A 16,561-nucleotide genomic window follows, 5' to 3' on the forward strand; every position below is an offset into this window, starting at 1 on the left:
TTTACGACTATTAAATCGTTCCTAAGGCTTTTAGAATCTTCTCAGGCGTAAGTGGCTGATCAAAACTATGCACATTAAACGGCGCCAAAGCATCATTAATCGCATTGATCACTGCACCAGGTGCTCCTGCAGTACCTGCTTCACCAGCGCCCTTAGCACCCAGTAAAGAAGACTTGGTTGGAGTTTGTACGTGAGCTACTTCAATATCAGGCATCTCAGCAGCCATTGGTACTAAATAATCCGCCATGTTGCCGTTAATCATTTGACCCATGTCATCATAGAGGCACTCTTCGAACAGCGCACCGCCAATCCCTTGAACGATCGCTCCACGCATTTGTTCATCAACTAACATTGGATTAATGACACGACCACAATCCTCAACGGCCCAATGTTTTAAGAGCTTCACGAAACCAGTATTGGTATCGACTTCAACATAGGAAGCCTGTACGCCATTGGTAAAGATGAATGGAAAATCTTTTTGCGAATAATGCCTTGTTACCGTTAAATCCGCTTGGAGATCTTTAGGCAAGGTATCAGTTCTAAAATAGCCAACTCGACCAATTTCACTCAAGGGCAGTTTTTCAGCGTTCGTCATTCTATCAATGACTTTTCCTTGTTTCAAAGCTAGCGTAGAGGCTTCTACTTGAAGCATCGCTGCGGCAATTTTTAAAATATTTTCTTTTAAGGCAAGACCTGCGAGCAATACTGCTTCACCACCAATACCCGCGCCTCTCGAAGCCCAAGTTCCTCCACCATAAGGTGTAACGCTAGTATCACTGGTAACGAGTCGAACGTGCTCAATCGGCAAGCCAACCGCATCCGCTGCAATCTGTGCAAAGATCGCTTCATTTCCTTGCCCTTGTTCACCGACACTCACTGCCACAGAAATTACGCCTGATGGATCTAAGCGAATCGTAGCACCATCTTGAGATGCGATTCTCGCACCTCCAACACCATAAAATGCAGGGCTTGGGTTCGTAAGTTCAATCAAGGTTGCAATCCCAATACCACGGTAAATTCCCTGACTACGAAGTTCCTCTTGCTCTTTCCTTAGACTTGCATAATCCATCAGATCTTCAAGCTTTGCTAAACACTGCTCATGCGAGAGTACCTCAAGTTTGATACCTGACGCACCGGTATAAGGATAGGCATCATCAGGAATCACGTTTAGTTTTCTGATCTCTAAAGGGTCCATCTGTAATTTCATAGCAGCTAGATCTACAAGACCTTCAGTTACTGCGCAGGCGATAGGATGACCAACCCCACGATACTGACAGGTAGGCGTTTTATTCTGAAATACCACATTCAGATTGGCACGGTATTGGAGATGCTTGTAAGGACCACCCACTAAATTCACTACTTGATTACCTTCGATGGCACTAGTACGTGGGAACATCGAGTAAGGTCCGATACCAGTAAGGTCATCGATTTCAAAAGCTAAAATCTGGCCTTCCTTGCTAACCGCAATCTTGCCCTGGATAATGTGTTCCCTGGCATGAATATCACTGAGGTAGGATTCAAGACGATCGGCCACAAACTTAATTGGACGCTTGAGCAAAATTGACAATCCAACCGTTGCAAAATCATCTGGATAAGCATGAACCTTAATACCAAATGAACCTCCGACATCATGACAAATCACGCGTACATCTGATTCCACTAAATCAAACTGACGACAATATAAATCTTGCATCATATGCGGCGCTTGAAAAGAGTGATACACAGTTAATCTGCCATCTGCACCAAAATCTGCGATTTGGCAACGAGGCTCTAAGGTCACGCCAGTGTGTCTTCCAAAACGAAACTCGGCCGATGCAACCACATCAGCTTTAGCAAACTGAGCATCAACATCACCCGTATCTAAGGAACGTTTAAAACAAATGTTATCGCCTAACTCAGGATGAATAATGGTAGAGTTTGGATCCAGTGCAGCTTGCATATCTAGTAACGCAGGCAAATCCTCCCACTCTACTTCCACAAATGGCAATGCGTCCTCAGCTTGTGCACGCGTCTTTGCTACCACTGCCACAACAGGCTCACCTTGCCAACATGCGCGATCAATGGCAAGTGGATATTGAGGTGCTGATTTCATACCAGCCAAATGACTCAATGTAGCAACCCACGGTTTACAGATAGTAGCCAATTCATTACCGTCAACCACTGCAATCACGCCAGGCATCTTTAACGCGTGCTCCTTAATGATTTTTAAAATTTTCATATGAGCTACTGGCGAGCGCCAATAGACAACATGGGCCATTTTTGGCAAAGACATATCATCAATGTATTTACCATTACCCTCAGTTAGCCTTTTAGCGCCATGGCGTGGTTCGCTCATGCCAATGTAACGCTGCTCACTGGTTACTGGACTTAATTGTTCTTTTATTTCACTTGGTTTATTCACGATGATTCCTTATCCATTCAAGACTGATGAACAACTTGAGCAAGTCGTTCTTCTAAGACAAAACAAATTGCATCAACAATAGCTTGATAGCCAGTGCAACGACAGTAATTCCCTGAAATCCATTCACGCACTTCTTCCCTTGTTGCCGATGGTTTTTGTTCTATTAACTCAGCTGCAGCAAGAAGCATTCCAGAAGTACAGAAGCCACATTGCAAAGCATTAAACTTTAAGAAAGCTTGTTGAAGATCTTTGTAGTTTCCAGTAGCTGTTAGCCCCTCAATCGTCTCAACCGTTCCTTGGTCAGCTTGAACAGCTAGCACTAAACAACCGCGTACAATTTTGCCGTTTAATTTCACAGTACAAGCGCCACAAGCCCCCTGCTCGCAACCTAAGTGAGACCCAGTTAAAAATTGGTCATCACGTAAAAAATCAACTAAGTGTTGTCTTGGTTCAACTTCAGTTGTAATAACTTGACCATTTAAGGTCATCCGAATTGTTGTTTTTTGTGACATATAAAATTTTCTAGGTTGAAATAGTTAAAGTATTGATTATTTTGCAAGCGCAACTAGCGCTCTTTCAATCAAGACACCAATTAAATGTGTTTTCATTTTGACTGAGTTCGTTAAGTCAGACATGGTCTGAATTTCAGAACGAACGGCTAATTGACACTGTTTAATCAATTCCGGCTGATTGATTTTTTTTAGTGAATTTCCCACCAATAAAGTTTGCGCCTGGGAAGCAATCATGGGTGTGGAAGCCACAGAAAAATAAACGATTCGAGCAGCTTTAATAACGTCATCAAGGTGTTCTATTTGCACTGCTAATCCGGCAATTGCATAATCACCATGTCGTCTTGCTAACTCTTCAAAATTATCTTTCGTTTGTAATGTTGAGATCGCAAATTCAGTGCCTAATAAAATTTCATTCGCTTGCAAATCGGTCGTGTACAAATCAATAAAAAAGTCCTTCGCAGCAATTTTACGTCGTCCTTCTGGCCCAGCAATCACCATCACGCCGCCTAAAGCAATTGCACAGGCTGGCCATTCTGCAGCAGGATCACCATACACGATGGATCCACCCCATGTACCAAGATTTCGAATTGCACGGTGGGCAATATGCGGAACGGCCTTTTTTAAGAGTGGTAATTTCTCTGCCACCACAGCGGAATCTTCAATCTCTGTATGAGTCGTCATAGCACCTAAGAAAATAATTTCTTGATTATTTTCTGTTCTTACTTGAATGCCTTTTAATTCATCGACACCATTTAAATCAATCAATAACTCAGGTGCAGATAAGCGCATATTCAAGGAAGGCAATAAACTTTGACCACCTGCGATTAACTTTGCATTATCACCAAAATCTTGTAATAAACCGATAGCTTGATCAATCGTTTGTACTTTACGGTAATCAAAGGCTGCTGCTTTCATTCTCTCTCCAAAATTCTGTCTGATAGCTCAATAAATATTTATTTAAAATAACAATACTGTTATTATTTAACAAATGCTCAATAAGAACCAATTCGTGTAAACCCTTATCCCTCTTATGCAAACTCAACCTATTGAGGAAACATCTTTGACTGAATCACAGGGAGAACATCCTTCTCCTAGGAGAATGAGCCCTGAAAAACGAGAAAGGCAAATTGTTAATCAAGCAATTGCTTTTTTTGCAAAGCATGGATTTGAGGGTCAATTAAGAACTCTGACTGAAGATCTTGGGATTACACATACCTTGCTTTACCACTATTTCCCGACTAAAGCAGATTTGATTGAAAGGGTTTATCAAGAGGTTGTACTTGATCACTGGAAACCAGAATGGCAAGTTTTATTATCTGATGAAGGAAAATCTACTGAAGCTAAATTCGTAGAATTTTATATCGATTATGCAAAAACAATTTTGACCCACGACTTCGTGCGAATTTTAATATTTTCAGGATTATCCGACAAACTTTTTAGTGACCGTTTTTTCAAATTACTCCAAACCAATATCCTTCCCTTACTAGTTTTTGAGACCAGGAAATATTGCAACTTCAAATCAGACCAAGCAATTTCTGAAAAAGAAATGGAGTTACTGTTAGGACTGCATGGAGGCATTTTTTATTTAGGGATCAGGCGTTGGATATACGGGGCATCCTTTCAGTCTGAAACAAACTTCATGAGTGATGAAGACATCATTAAAGACCGCGTAGCATCATATTTATTAAGTGCACAACATTTATTACAGGAGAAGAAATAGCATGAGTGAATTCATTATTAATCATCTCGCGATTCGCAGTCCGGATGCAAATGCAACAAAGAATTTTTTTGGCACTATATTAGGTTTGGTACCTGGCCCTAGACCTGATTTTCCTTTCCCAGGTTATTGGATGTATAAAGCCGACTCAGACCTCAATAACTACTTAAATGCAGTCGTCCATATTGTAGAAATTGATTTGAACGACCCTAGTGGCTTAATTGATTACTTGGGTGATAAGGAAATGCCGTCCCTCAAAGGCTCGGGAGCAATTGATCACATTGCTTTTTACGCTACGGGACTAGAAGAGATGTTGAATCATTTGCAACTTCATCAAGTGCAATATCGAGAACGTTTAGTTCCAACGATTAAATTACATCAATTATTTCTTGAAGATCCCAATGGCATCACGATTGAGCTAAATTATCCAGCTCATGAAAGAACTGATTTAGATAGTAAATTAACAAACGCTTCACATTCAACAAATTAACATTATTTATGGCAAAAATTATTATTGTAGGTGGTTCACTTGGCGGATTATTTGCCGCAAATTTAATGCATCAACGTGGTCATGAAGTAACTTTATTAGAAAAAGTAGTTGGCTCTTTAGATGGCAGAGGAGCTGGAATCGTCACCCATCCGAGTCTTATGCAAGCCCTCACCTTATGTGGAATAAAAACGGATAACAATATCGGTATCCCTGTAGATCGTCGCGTTACTCTAGATCAATTAGGACACGACATTGCCGAAATGACCTTACCTCAAATTTTGACCTCTTGGAGTAAGCTCTACCATCTTCTAAAAGAAAATTTACCTTCTCATTTATATCTTGATGGTAAATCAATCAAAGGGCTTGATCAAGATGAGCATAGTGCAACAGTTCATTGTGAAGATGGCACTTCTTACACGGGTGATTTAATCATTGCGTCGGACGGACTTCGCTCTTCTGTTCGTCATTTACTGGCTCCTAATGTAGTGCCAGAATATGCTGGTTATGTGGCTTGGCGGGGGGTGTGTGATGAACACCTTCTCAGTAAACTTTCCTTGTCGACCTTATTTGAAACTTTTGGATTTGGGCTACCACCAGGTGAGCAAATATTAGGTTACCCAGTAGCTGGATTAAATAATAATATTCAAACAGGTCAGCGTCGGTATAACTTTGTTTGGTACCGTAAAACAAATGAAGCAGAGTTAGTTGATTTATTAACCGATGCTGATGGCAATTATTATCCTCAGGGTATTTCGCCGATTAAAGTGAGTTGGAAAAATATTGCAACCATTCGCGAAGCAGCTAGAAAAACACTTGCTCCGCAATGGGCTGAGCTTTTAGAGAAAACAGCTTTGGTATTTTTCCAAGCAATTTATGATGTCTACTCTGAAAAAATTGCATTTAATCGAGTGGGCTTGATGGGAGACGCCAGCTTCGTTGCCAGACCTCATGTAGGCATGGGCGTCTCAAAAGCAGCGGAAGATGCAATGTGTTTGTGCGAAGTAATCGATCAATTCGGAGCAAATGCTCAGGCTTTATCTACCTATGAAAATATTCGTTTACCTATTGGTCAAAAAATCATTGAACGTGCACGTTATCTTGGTGAATACATGACTGAACAGGGGCAGGAAGAGCTTAAAAAGGACCTACCTGGCATTGCCAAGCGTGTCATGCTCGAAACAGCTGTTGACCTGTCCAAACAACTGCAACAAAGTTAGGTTGATTTCTTCTGATACCCTATGAAAAAAAGTCCAACAAAGAAACTTGTTGGACTTTTTAGTTTTGTAAATCCTTGCTACAGAATCAGAATTAAGCTGGAAATTGCGCTCTGTATAAATCGTTAATATTTTTACCAGTACAGATCGTAGCACCTGAAGAAGCTTGCACATAATCCAACAATTTTTCAAAGTATCCAATCCGGTGCGGAGCACCCGTAATATAAGGATGGACACTGATTGCCATGACACGTGGAATTGTCTTACTGTCCTGTAACAAACGATCAAACTGCTCTTTACCGCGCAAGAACATTTCTTCACCACGATTCATCTGCAATAACATCATTGGGATATCGTTTGTCTCAACTGTGTAGGGCACTGAAAGAACTGGCTTAGGACTAGCTGCAATCCAAGTTGGTTGATCATCTAATGGCCAATCAGCAACATATTCAATGCCAGCAGCCGATAAATGATCAATGGTTACTTCAGTCTCTGTTAGGCCAGGACTTTCCCAACCAACCGGACGCTGACCAGTAAAACGCTCTATGGTTTCCATCGTTTTCTGAATCGTTGCTAATTGATCATCTAACTTATGCATTGGTCCTTGAATATAAGAGTGACCCATCATTTCCCAATTGTGTTTCATCGCTGATTCAACAACTCGTGGATAAGATTCACAAACAATGCCATTGGTCGCGAGAGTGGGAACAATGTTTCTTGCTACTAATGCATCGTATATCCGCCAAAAACCAACTCTCATCCCATACTCATGCCATGACCAGTTAGGTACATCAGGCTGCAGGGGCTGACCCATTGGAGGACTAAGAACTGTTCTCGGCATAGGATTGGCCATCGTCCAATGCTCAACGTTAACAATTAACCAGACAAGTAAGTTCTTGTCGCCTGGAATTTTCCATTGTGGTCGATCAACGATTGGTAAAAATGGTACGCGATCACTCGCTAAAGCATAAGACATAAATTTTCCTTGAAATTACATACCCATATAAAGTTGACGTACAACATCGTTGTTCGCTAAATCTTTCGCACTACCTTCAATTTTAATTTCACCGTGCACAATCACATAACCACGATCAGCAATTCTCATTGCTTGTGTAAAGTTTTGTTCAGCCATTAAAACTGTAAGACCCTTTTGAACTTTTAGCTCTGCTATTTTATCAATCATCTGCTTAACGATGATGGGAGCTAAGCCCACAGATGGTTCATCAATCAAGAGAATCTTAGGCATCGTCATCAGTGCACGAGCAAGTGCCACCATTTGTTGTTCACCGCCACTCATACTGCCAGCTCTTTGAGTACGACGATCTTTCAACTTTGGAAATACTTCAAAGCAAAATTCCAGAGTTTCACTTACATGATTGCGAGCAAAAGGTCTAGATGCACCGAGTAATAAATTTTCTTCAACCGTCAATAAAGGAAAAAGACGACGACCTTCCGGAACCATCGCAATACCTAAATTAACAATCTCCTCAGGACTTAGCTTACCTAAGTCATGCGTGACATCATCAATCACTGCTAGAGCTTGACCAGCAGTTGGCTTAACTAATCCAGCAACGCATTTAATTAAGGTAGATTTACCATTGCCATTTGTTCCAAGGAGAGCAACCGTTTCACCGTTACCAACTTCCATTGAAATACCATGTAAGACTTGAACCGCACCATAGGCGGCATTAATCTCTTTTAAGATGATCTTATTCGCCAAGATATGCCTTTATCACTTCGGGATTGTTAATCACATCCTGGGGCAATCCATCAGCAATTTTATTGCCAGCCACCAGAACCACTAAACGCTCAGAGAAGCGCATTACTGCGCTCATAATGTGTTCAATCATTAATACTGAAACACCTTTTTCTTTCATGCCCATAATGAGGTCAAGAATTTCGTCTACCTCTGCTCCGGACAAGCCTGCTAAAGCTTCATCAGCAATCAATACTTTTGGATTTGCTGCCATGGCGCGTGCTAACTCTAACTTACGTAACTCCACTTGGGTAAGACTGGCAGAGACGTGATCTTTTTTGCTATGTAATCCGACACCTTGAACAATATCCATTGCGCGCTCTTCAGTGGAACGAAGATCATCCGCACTTTTTCGATCATTTCCTGAAAAATTCAGCACTACCATAATATTTTCAAAAACTGTCATCGTCTTAAAGGGTCGTGGAATCTGAAAACTTCTGGCAATACCAGCATGAACTCTCGCATGCGGAGGCAAGCTAGAAATATTTTCACCTGCAAATTCAATTGATCCACCGTCAATTTTCAACATACCAGAGATGCAGTTAACTAAGGTACTTTTACCAGAACCATTGGGTCCAATTAAACCGACTCGCTCACCAGGAGCAATGACTAAATCAACATTACTTAAGGCAGTAAAACCACCAAATTTCTTGGTCACTGCACTGACCTTTACTAAAGGCATTTGTGTCTGAGTTGTGTTTTCCATTATTTTCCAGACCATTTCTTAAAAAATCCAACTAAACCATTTGGCGCAAGAGTCACAAATAAAACTAGAACACCACCAACAATGAGTAGATTCCATGATGAAGAAAGCGTTACCGAAGCAATTTGCTGTATTGAACCCAGTAATAAGGCACCTAACAAGGGACCAATCCAAGTTCCAAGTCCACCTACAATCGGCATTGCAATACTATTTACCGCAAAGGACAAATTAAAAGTCGCGGTTGGTTCGACGTAAGTAATTAGGTAAGGGAAAGTAGTTCCCGCTAAGCCCATTAACGCACCACTAATAGAAGTTGCGATGAGCTTTAATTTAAGTGTTGGAACACCTAGACCTTCTGCTGCCATTTCGTCGTCTCTGATGGCCATCAATCCCTGTCCGAGCCATGAATGTTCGATGATTCTAGAAATAATGACTGAAACAACTGCCATCGCTAAAATCAGAAAATATAGCCAGTGGATATAAGGACCCGTGCCAATGGGTGACTCTCTAGAAACAATCACGTACACACCTCGAGCACCACCTAAGAAAGGAGTATTCGTTACGATAGTCAACAACACAACTGACATCGCTAAAGTAGCAATTGAAAAGAAAACACCTTTGAGACGAAGCGTGATATATCCCATACCGAGTCCAACTAAGCCGGCCATGAAAGTACCAAGGAGAATATTAGCGCCCTGTGGAAAGTGAAGTTTATAACCAACAATTGTCGAATAGGCACCAATTGCAAAAAATGCTGCAGAACCGAAATTAACATAGCCTGCGTAGCCACCTAAGATGTTCCAGGCTACCGCCAAGATAACAAATTGCAACACGGAATACGCCGCAAAGAAAAAATATTCTGATTGCACCCAAAACGGGAGTGAAGCCAATAAAGGCAACACCAAAACCAGACCGAGGTAGAAATTACGATTCTTATTCATTTTCCAAAAATACCTTGTGGTCTAAATACCAATGTTAATAAAAGTAATCCGAATGAAACTGCTGGAGCCCAAGAAGGACCTGCGAATGTTGCTGTCATACTTTCAGCAACCCCTAAAATCATCGCTCCCAGTAAAGTACCCGTTAAATTACCCATACCACCCAGCACTACGATGGCAAAAACCAATCCAATATATTCTCGTCCTGCAGAAGGTTGCACTGATTGAATAATAATCAACATCGCACCACCAACAACCGCAGTAAACAAAGAAAGGCCAAAGGCATAACCTTTAATTTTTACAGGATTTACACCCATTAGTTGCAAAGCTAAGGGGTCTTGAGCAACCGCACTGACTGCGCGACCAAAATAGGTTTTCTTAAATGCCCAACGAATCACCAATAACAAACCAACTGAAATCACGAATGGAATTAGCAGACGGTAAGCAACCGTAACTACGCCAAAACTAATAGTTTTATCGGTATAACTCGTATTAACGTTACGATAATCAACGCCGAAAGCCAGAATCAGAATCATCTCAATGATGAATAAAATTCCGAAGAAAAAAGCGAGGCCGCGTAAAGAATCTCCCCCACCACCTTTTTCAAAGCGATCATAATAAAGTCGGTAAATAAGGTTACCAACTAGAAAAAAGAAGGGCCCTAACAGAAATCCAGCAAGAATTGGATCGATGCCAAATTTTTCATTCAACCACCAACTCAGGTATGCACCAAGAATCACCATCGCAGGATGAGCGATGTTCACGATATCAAGCATTCCAAAAGAAATGGAAACACCCAAAGATAATGCAGCATAAAAACCACCTAGTAAAAGGCCAGAAAATATTGCATTCAGTAATAAATCAAAAGAAATGTCCATAAATCCACTAATATTTAAAAAAGCCCTCTAGCATTTAAGCTAGAGGGCTTCAGAGAGAAGAATTACTGTTTACGAGCTTCTTCGTAAGGAGTACGAAGTTCACCAGACTTCAAGTCTTTAGGGAACATAATTGGAGCTTTTCCTGGCTTACGGAATTGATCAATATCGTTACCTTGAACACCTTTGTATTGAACATATAAAGGACGTCCAACTTTCCATTCACCGTTATTAGCAAAAGTAATATCGCCTACCACTGTTTTGAAAGTATTCTTGTGCATGTAATCAGCTAATTTACCTTGATCAAGACTACCAACCTTTTCAATCGCAGTTCCTAAAACTTCCATCATTGCATAGCCGTAAGGAGGTAAGTAAAAACCGAGTGGATCGACACCCTCTTTTTCAGCACGGCCTTGATATTTTTTCAAGAAGGCTTCAACTCCTGGGAACTTAATAGTTGGCTCTGGAACATAAAGTTCAAATCCAACAACGCCGTTGAGCAAAGGTCCTAATTGTTTTTTCACAGCAGCAAAGCCCAAACCAATCATGCCACCACCAAAAACCTTCGTCTTTAAACCAACTTCGTTCGCTGCACGAATCATACCAACAGTATCTGGTGGATATGATGCAACAAACACTACATCAGGATTCGTTGCCTGAATGGCACGAATGACTGGAGCATAGTCAGTTGTATTAGGTGGGTATGTTTTGTCGTAAACAATCTTCAAGCCCATTTTTTTGGCGTTAATTCTAGCGCCTTCGAGAGCCAAAGCTGGATACTCAGCATCACCACCAACTAAAGCAACTGTCGTTGGTTTTGGACTTGCTTGCATTGCTGCTTCGAAGAAGCCATAAGTCAAACCAACTGCGGGATCTTCACCATTAGGCATCACTTGGAAATAACGTGGGTAGTTAAATTTTTGATTAACGGCCGTTCCAAACAAGCTAACAAAGGTTAAGTTTCTTTGCATGATAGTTGGCATTGCAGGAGCGATTAAGTTCGTGCCGTAACCAGATACAACCAAATCCACTTTGTCAGATTCAATTAACTTTGTGTAAATACCAGGAACTAGTGATGGATTCGTTTGATCGTCATAAGTTACAAATTCAACTTTACGACCTAGTAATCCACCTTTAGCGTTGATATCTTCACGCCAAATTTCCATCGCCAATTTTGCGGCTTTACCATTTGCTGCCATCGCACCAGTCTCGGCCATACCAAAACCAATCCGTAATGGTGGCTTTTCTTGGGCACTTACTGAGCCAAAACCTACTGCTCCCATGATAGCAAGGGATGCTATCAATAAGCTTCTACGAAAATTACCATGCAACATATTTATCTCCTTTGATAATTAATGATCAAATGCTAATCTATTTACAAAAAAATACCACCTATGGAAAACCCTTATAGTAATCTGAAAGATTCAGATTACTACGCACTTAACAAAAATTAAGTAGGCATAAATACCTAATTAAGCATTGTTTTCATTCAAAAAATAAAAATAAAAATAATTTATTAAAGAAACTTAATTTAACTTTAAAAGCTTAAATTTTTAATAAAAATAAATATATAAATGATCAATTAGCCTTAAAAAAATAAAAAAATCAATGTGCGTCACTTTAAACACAAAGAGTTTGAAGATTTCTGAGTAATTTTGATAAGATTTGAAGTTCCAACCGATATTTATAACACTTTTGCTAACCCTGTGATACTTATGGTTTTCCCTTGAGTTAGCGATCGCCTTACTTAAAATCAGCAGGAGGCCATTGTAAATGCATATTTGACTCAAAAAAATGCGCTTTTCCAGTCATCGGATCTTGAAATGAAAGCCTTTTAGCGCAAAGCTGCAAAGGAGAGGCATAGTCCCTTTGACTCGGCACAACATAATCATTCAATTGCGGATAGATTTGATCACCTCGGATTGGCAATCCCATCGCATTCATATGCACTCTGAGCTGATGTTTTTTACCAGTAATAGGTTCTAAAAGATATAAAGACCAGTTATCAATCGTTTCAATCACAGAAATATTTGTTACTGAATTAGGCGTACCACTCACCTCCTGCATTTGCATAAAACGTTCACCAGCCTCAATACGGCTAAAGTGCGTGGTTGGCCATTCATAGTCCGCTGAAAACCTAGCAACGGCTAAATACTCTTTTTTTACCAAGCGGTTTCTAAATAATGAAGCGTAAGTATCTCGGGTATGCGCTTGTTTCGTGAAGAGTACCAGTCCAGCAGTTTCTAAATCAAGACGATGGACAGCACTAAGGTGATCGACCTGAAGCCGATTTCTTAACCTGACAAGCAGTGTTTCTTGTAAATAAGGACCTATGGGGGTTACGGGTATGAAATGCGGCTTATCGGCTACAACAATCCAGTCGTCTTCATAAATGACCGTCTCAGCAAATGGAATTTTAGCTTCGGCTTTTAGTTCACGATAGTAATAAAGGATTTGTTTGGGAGTGTATAAAGACTCGGGTAAAACAGGCTGGCCAAATTGGTTAAGGACTCGCCCCTCCCGCATACGGTTTTCCCACCCTTGCCTTGTTCCTCTTGGAAAGCGAATTTCCAAGAAATCAAGCACAGTTGCGTAAGGTCCCTCTGGCAGAAAGACCTTACTAGCACCAACACCATCCCGAATGGGAATCTGAATATTCAACAAGTTCATCTTCCCTATTCCAGTAAAGCACCAAAAATCAATTAGTCACGTGAAGCTTTTTTACGCTCATTTTCTTTGAGGTAACGTTTACGTAAACGAATACTCTTAGGAGTCACTTCAACTAATTCATCTTCCGCAATAAACTCAACCGCATACTCTAAAGACATTTGAATTGCTGGCACAAGGCGAACGGCTTCATCTGTTCCTGAAGCACGAACGTTGGTTAATTGCTTACCTTTAATTGGATTCACAACTAAATCGTTATCACGACTATGAATACCAATTACCATTCCTTCGTACAAAGGATCGCCAGGTACAACGAACATTCTGCCGCGATCTTGCAATTTCCATAAAGCGTAGGCAACTGCTTCGCCATTATCTTGACTGATCAAAACGCCATTATGACGTTCGCCCAAAATACCTTCTCTAACATCATCATAGCAATCAAAGGTATGACTCATGAGACCAGTACCTCGTGTCATTGTTAAAAAGTCACCCTGAAAACCAATTAAGCCACGTGCCGGGATTCTGTATTCGAGACGAGTTCTACCTTTTCCATCACTCACCATATCTAATAATTCACCCTTACGCTTACCCAACTCTTCCATCACAGATCCCTGAGTAGTATCTTCAACGTCAATGGTTAAGTTTTCGTATGGCTCTTTTTTAACGCCATTCTCTTCATGGAAAACAACGCGTGGACGAGAAACAGCAAGTTCATATCCTTCGCGACGCATATTTTCGATTAAGATCGTTAAATGTAATTCGCCACGACCAGATACTTCAAAAACTGTATCATCATCAGTTTCCTTGACTCGCAAAGCCATATTAGCTTTTAGCTCACGGTCTAAGCGATCACGTAACTGACGGCTAGTGACGAACTTACCTTCACGACCAGCGAGAGGACTCGTATTTACCATGAAGTTCATCGTTAGGGTCGGCTCATCTACTTTCAACATTGGTAATGGATCTGGATTATCCACCGCACAAATCGTGGTACCAATAGCAATGTCTTCAATACCGTTAATTAATACAATATCTCCAGCGATTGCCTCGGCCACTTGCTCACGCTCTAAACCTTTAAACTTCAAACACTGGTTAATCCTACCCTTAAATGGAACACCATCAGGGCCATTCATACAGATCACATCCATACCTGGCTTAATCGTGCCGCGGGAGATACGACCAACACCAATTTTACCTACATAGCTGTTGTAATCAATGGATGAAATCTGAAGTTGTAAAGGTCCCGTTGTATCATCATCACGCACTGGAACATACTTAATTACGGTTTCAAACAGCGGACGCATTGTTCCTTCTCTGACGTCAGGTGTTAAACCAGCAAAACCATTCAAACCAGATGCATAAACAATCGGGAAGTCCAATTGCTCTTCAGTTGCACCAAGCTTATCAAAAAGTTCAAAGGTGGCATTTTCAACATACTCAATACGCGCACCTGGACGGTCTACTTTATTGATTACTACAATCGGCTTCAAACCTAGCGCTAATGCTTTTTTAGTCACAAATCGAGTTTGTGGCATTGGACCTTCAACCGCATCAACTAGTAACAAAACACCATCAACCATGGATAGGACCCGTTCAACTTCACCACCGAAGTCGGCATGGCCTGGGGTATCAACAATATTGATGTGTGTACCGTCAAATTCTACTGCGCAGTTTTTTGACAAAATAGTGATACCACGTTCTTTTTCAAGATCGTTCGAGTCCATCACGCGTTCTGTCACGGCCTGATTTACTCTAAATGTTCCTGATTGACGTAATAGTTGGTCAACCAAAGTAGTCTTACCATGGTCAACGTGGGCAATAATTGCAATATTTCGAATCGCTCTTGTAGTCATCTTGTTACTCTCTAAAAATTAAACTAATGAATCGGTTTGGTTAAATGATGCCGTATGGATATGTCAGTTCCTAAAAAAGGGTCAGAACCACCTAATCCAAGTAGGTATTCCAATCTATCCGTAGCCATTAAACGTTTGGGATGTAAAACTCCATTTTTGAGTTCTACTAGCCCCATAAACATTTCTGGCTTATCCTTTAAATGATAGATTTTGAATGTGTTTATAGTTACCAAATCCCCTTGATTAGCTTCTGGGGAGTTTGGTAACTCAATATCTTTTACTGCAACTCGCTGGCCCATCTTAAACCGCAGGGCTACTTCTTGATTCAAGATAATAGCGGGTAAATGCGTAATTAGTGAGTCAACTGCCATTAAATTTGCTGAAACTTTAACTTCTTCTTCAATTTGGGCATCCTCTATCTGAAGATGACCAATTTTGGTTCGACGTAATGCCGTTAAATGCGCTCCACAACCTAATAACTCGCCCATATCACTTACTAGACTTCGAATATAGGTCCCTTTGCTACAACTCACCTCCAACTCAGCGTAGGGAAAATCGACACTAAGCCACTTTAAATAACGAATATGAACTTCTCTAGCAGCTAAATCAAACATCTCACCTTCACGAGCATATGCATATAAAGGGCGACCATCTTTTTTAATGGCTGAATACATCGGTGGAACTTGTTGAATAGCCCCAGTAAAACTAGGACAAATGCCCTCTAAGGTCTCAAGAAAAACCTGATTATCAGTATTTCCTTCGTATTGACGCTGCGAAATAATTTTACCCTCAGCATCACCCGTTTCAGTGGTAACACCAAAATGAATCTTGGTTATGTAGGTTTTATCTGCGTTAAATAAATCTTGGGAATATTTTGTTGCTTCCCCTAAACAAACAGCTAATAAACCAGTCGCCAACGGGTCCAACGTACCAGTATGGCCTGCCTTATTAGCTAGGCAGGCATGCTTAACAATCGTTACTGCTTTTTGAGAGCTGATTCCAAGAGGTTTATCAAATAACACTACCCCATCGGTCCAGCGCGGCATAGTGTCGCGCACGTTTTAGTCCTTAGGTTTTTCGGGGGCAGTGGTTAACATTGCTTGGTCAATTAATTGGGACATGGCCAAGCCATTTTCAATTGATTGGTCATGCAAAAAATGTAATGTCGGAACAGTGTGAATATGCAGTCTTTTAAATAGCAAAGAATGTAAGTAACCTGCTTTTTCGCGAAAAATTCTCAAGGCAACTTCAGGCTCAGCCCCTAATACGGAAAAATAAACTTTAGCGTGCGCCAAATCTGGAGTTAGCTCCACAGACTGAAGAGTCACTAGACCCATTGAAGGGTCTCTGATTTCCCGAGGAATAAGCTCAGCCAAATCACGTTGTATTTGATCGGCAACACGCTGATTACGATGTTTAGATGTTTTCATAAAAG

The 16,561-nt window shown here is 40.8% G+C and carries 16 protein-coding genes; 3 read left to right on the plus strand and 13 right to left on the minus strand.

The features are described 5' to 3' along the window. Nucleotides 1-10: 10 nt before the first annotated feature. Genes AOC35_RS06110 through AOC35_RS06120 form a run of 3 tightly spaced genes read right to left on the minus strand, consistent with a single transcriptional unit; the run spans nt 11 to nt 3,828 of the window. Nucleotides 11-2,401: a xanthine dehydrogenase family protein molybdopterin-binding subunit gene (locus AOC35_RS06110; RefSeq protein ID WP_245898442.1), complete on the minus strand. Its 2,391-nt coding sequence runs from the start codon at nt 2,399-2,401 to the stop codon at nt 11-13. Between the two features lie 17 nt (nt 2,402-2,418). Continuing rightward, the gene (locus AOC35_RS06115; RefSeq protein ID WP_108646252.1) at nt 2,419-2,913 is read right to left on the minus strand and encodes a (2Fe-2S)-binding protein; all 495 of its coding nucleotides are present in this window, start codon (nt 2,911-2,913) and stop codon (nt 2,419-2,421) included. A gap of 36 nt (nt 2,914-2,949) precedes the next feature. After that, a complete protein-coding gene (locus AOC35_RS06120; RefSeq protein WP_108646253.1) occupies nt 2,950-3,828 on the minus strand; it encodes an FAD binding domain-containing protein in 879 nt (292 codons plus the stop codon). Between the two features lie 115 nt (nt 3,829-3,943). On the opposite strand from AOC35_RS06120, the gene AOC35_RS06125 reads away from it, so the two are divergent. Genes AOC35_RS06125 through AOC35_RS06135 form a run of 3 tightly spaced genes read left to right on the plus strand, consistent with a single transcriptional unit; the run spans nt 3,944 to nt 6,337 of the window. Beyond that, nucleotides 3,944-4,633 carry a TetR/AcrR family transcriptional regulator gene (locus tag AOC35_RS06125; protein ID WP_108646254.1) on the plus strand — a complete coding sequence of 230 codons (690 nt, stop codon included), beginning with the start codon at nt 3,944-3,946 and terminating at the stop codon, nt 4,631-4,633. 1 nt (nt 4,634) lies between these two features. Next, nucleotides 4,635-5,120, plus strand: coding sequence for a VOC family protein (locus AOC35_RS06130; RefSeq protein WP_108646255.1), 486 nt, complete (start codon nt 4,635-4,637; stop codon nt 5,118-5,120). A gap of 8 nt (nt 5,121-5,128) precedes the next feature. Next, nucleotides 5,129-6,337, plus strand: coding sequence for an FAD binding domain-containing protein (locus tag AOC35_RS06135; protein WP_108646256.1), 1,209 nt, complete (start codon nt 5,129-5,131; stop codon nt 6,335-6,337). Nucleotides 6,338-6,428: 91 nt separating this feature from the next. Here the strand turns inward: AOC35_RS06135 and AOC35_RS06140 are convergent, their stop codons facing one another. The 10 genes from AOC35_RS06140 to rbfA form a co-directional block, all read right to left on the minus strand. Continuing rightward, nucleotides 6,429-7,310 carry a polysaccharide deacetylase family protein gene (locus AOC35_RS06140; protein ID WP_108646257.1) on the minus strand — a complete coding sequence of 294 codons (882 nt, stop codon included), beginning with the start codon at nt 7,308-7,310 and terminating at the stop codon, nt 6,429-6,431. Between the two features lie 15 nt (nt 7,311-7,325). After that, on the minus strand, nt 7,326-8,054 hold the full coding sequence (locus tag AOC35_RS06145) for an ABC transporter ATP-binding protein (protein ID WP_108646258.1): 729 nt from the start codon (nt 8,052-8,054) through the stop codon (nt 7,326-7,328). Then, entirely contained in the window at nt 8,044-8,796 is a 753-nt protein-coding gene (locus AOC35_RS06150; protein WP_108646259.1) for an ABC transporter ATP-binding protein, read from the minus strand. Before AOC35_RS06150 ends, AOC35_RS06145 begins: the two co-directional genes overlap by 11 nt. Then, complete coding sequence (locus AOC35_RS06155; protein WP_108646260.1) at nt 8,796-9,734, minus strand: branched-chain amino acid ABC transporter permease; 939 nt, start codon at nt 9,732-9,734, stop codon at nt 8,796-8,798. The genes AOC35_RS06150 and AOC35_RS06155 overlap by 1 nt, the downstream gene beginning before the upstream one ends. Continuing rightward, a complete protein-coding gene (locus AOC35_RS06160; RefSeq protein ID WP_108646261.1) occupies nt 9,731-10,609 on the minus strand; it encodes a branched-chain amino acid ABC transporter permease in 879 nt (292 codons plus the stop codon). The genes AOC35_RS06155 and AOC35_RS06160 overlap by 4 nt, the downstream gene beginning before the upstream one ends. 62 nt (nt 10,610-10,671) lie before the next feature. Continuing rightward, a complete protein-coding gene (locus AOC35_RS06165) occupies nt 10,672-11,940 on the minus strand; it encodes an amino acid ABC transporter substrate-binding protein (protein ID WP_211307486.1) in 1,269 nt (422 codons plus the stop codon). Nucleotides 11,941-12,349: 409 nt separating this feature from the next. Then, a complete protein-coding gene (locus AOC35_RS06170) occupies nt 12,350-13,276 on the minus strand; it encodes a pseudouridine synthase (protein WP_108646262.1) in 927 nt (308 codons plus the stop codon). A gap of 32 nt (nt 13,277-13,308) precedes the next feature. Continuing rightward, a complete protein-coding gene (typA, locus tag AOC35_RS06175) occupies nt 13,309-15,126 on the minus strand; it encodes a translational GTPase TypA (RefSeq protein WP_108646263.1) in 1,818 nt (605 codons plus the stop codon). Nucleotides 15,127-15,149: 23 nt separating this feature from the next. Then, nucleotides 15,150-16,184 carry a tRNA pseudouridine(55) synthase TruB gene (gene truB / locus AOC35_RS06180; protein ID WP_245898443.1) on the minus strand — a complete coding sequence of 345 codons (1,035 nt, stop codon included), beginning with the start codon at nt 16,182-16,184 and terminating at the stop codon, nt 15,150-15,152. Nucleotides 16,185-16,187: 3 nt separating this feature from the next. Beyond that, nucleotides 16,188-16,556: a 30S ribosome-binding factor RbfA gene (gene rbfA / locus AOC35_RS06185; protein WP_084283296.1), complete on the minus strand. Its 369-nt coding sequence runs from the start codon at nt 16,554-16,556 to the stop codon at nt 16,188-16,190. Nucleotides 16,557-16,561: the final 5 nt, after the last annotated feature.

It is taken from the genome of Polynucleobacter rarus (assembly GCF_003072505.1).
GTDB lineage: Bacteria > Pseudomonadota > Gammaproteobacteria > Burkholderiales > Burkholderiaceae > Polynucleobacter > Polynucleobacter rarus.

Coding starts and splice junctions, on each gene's coding strand:
- AOC35_RS06115 (WP_108646252.1), bottom strand. CDS start 2,913: ATGTCACAAAAAACAACAATTCGGATGACCTTAAATGGTCAAGTTATT.
- AOC35_RS06120 (WP_108646253.1), bottom strand. CDS start 3,828: ATGAAAGCAGCAGCCTTTGATTACCGTAAAGTACAAACGATTGATCAA.
- AOC35_RS06125 (WP_108646254.1), top strand. CDS start 3,944: ATGCAAACTCAACCTATTGAGGAAACATCTTTGACTGAATCACAGGGA.
- AOC35_RS06130 (WP_108646255.1), top strand. CDS start 4,635: ATGAGTGAATTCATTATTAATCATCTCGCGATTCGCAGTCCGGATGCA.
- AOC35_RS06135 (WP_108646256.1), top strand. CDS start 5,129: ATGGCAAAAATTATTATTGTAGGTGGTTCACTTGGCGGATTATTTGCC.
- AOC35_RS06140 (WP_108646257.1), bottom strand. CDS start 7,310: ATGTCTTATGCTTTAGCGAGTGATCGCGTACCATTTTTACCAATCGTT.
- AOC35_RS06150 (WP_108646259.1), bottom strand. CDS start 8,796: ATGGAAAACACAACTCAGACACAAATGCCTTTAGTAAAGGTCAGTGCA.
- AOC35_RS06155 (WP_108646260.1), bottom strand. CDS start 9,734: ATGAATAAGAATCGTAATTTCTACCTCGGTCTGGTTTTGGTGTTGCCT.
- AOC35_RS06160 (WP_108646261.1), bottom strand. CDS start 10,609: ATGGACATTTCTTTTGATTTATTACTGAATGCAATATTTTCTGGCCTT.
- AOC35_RS06165 (WP_211307486.1), bottom strand. CDS start 11,940: ATGTTGCATGGTAATTTTCGTAGAAGCTTATTGATAGCATCCCTTGCT.
- AOC35_RS06170 (WP_108646262.1), bottom strand. CDS start 13,276: ATGAACTTGTTGAATATTCAGATTCCCATTCGGGATGGTGTTGGTGCT.
- typA (WP_108646263.1), bottom strand. CDS start 15,126: ATGACTACAAGAGCGATTCGAAATATTGCAATTATTGCCCACGTTGAC.
- rbfA (WP_084283296.1), bottom strand. CDS start 16,556: ATGAAAACATCTAAACATCGTAATCAGCGTGTTGCCGATCAAATACAA.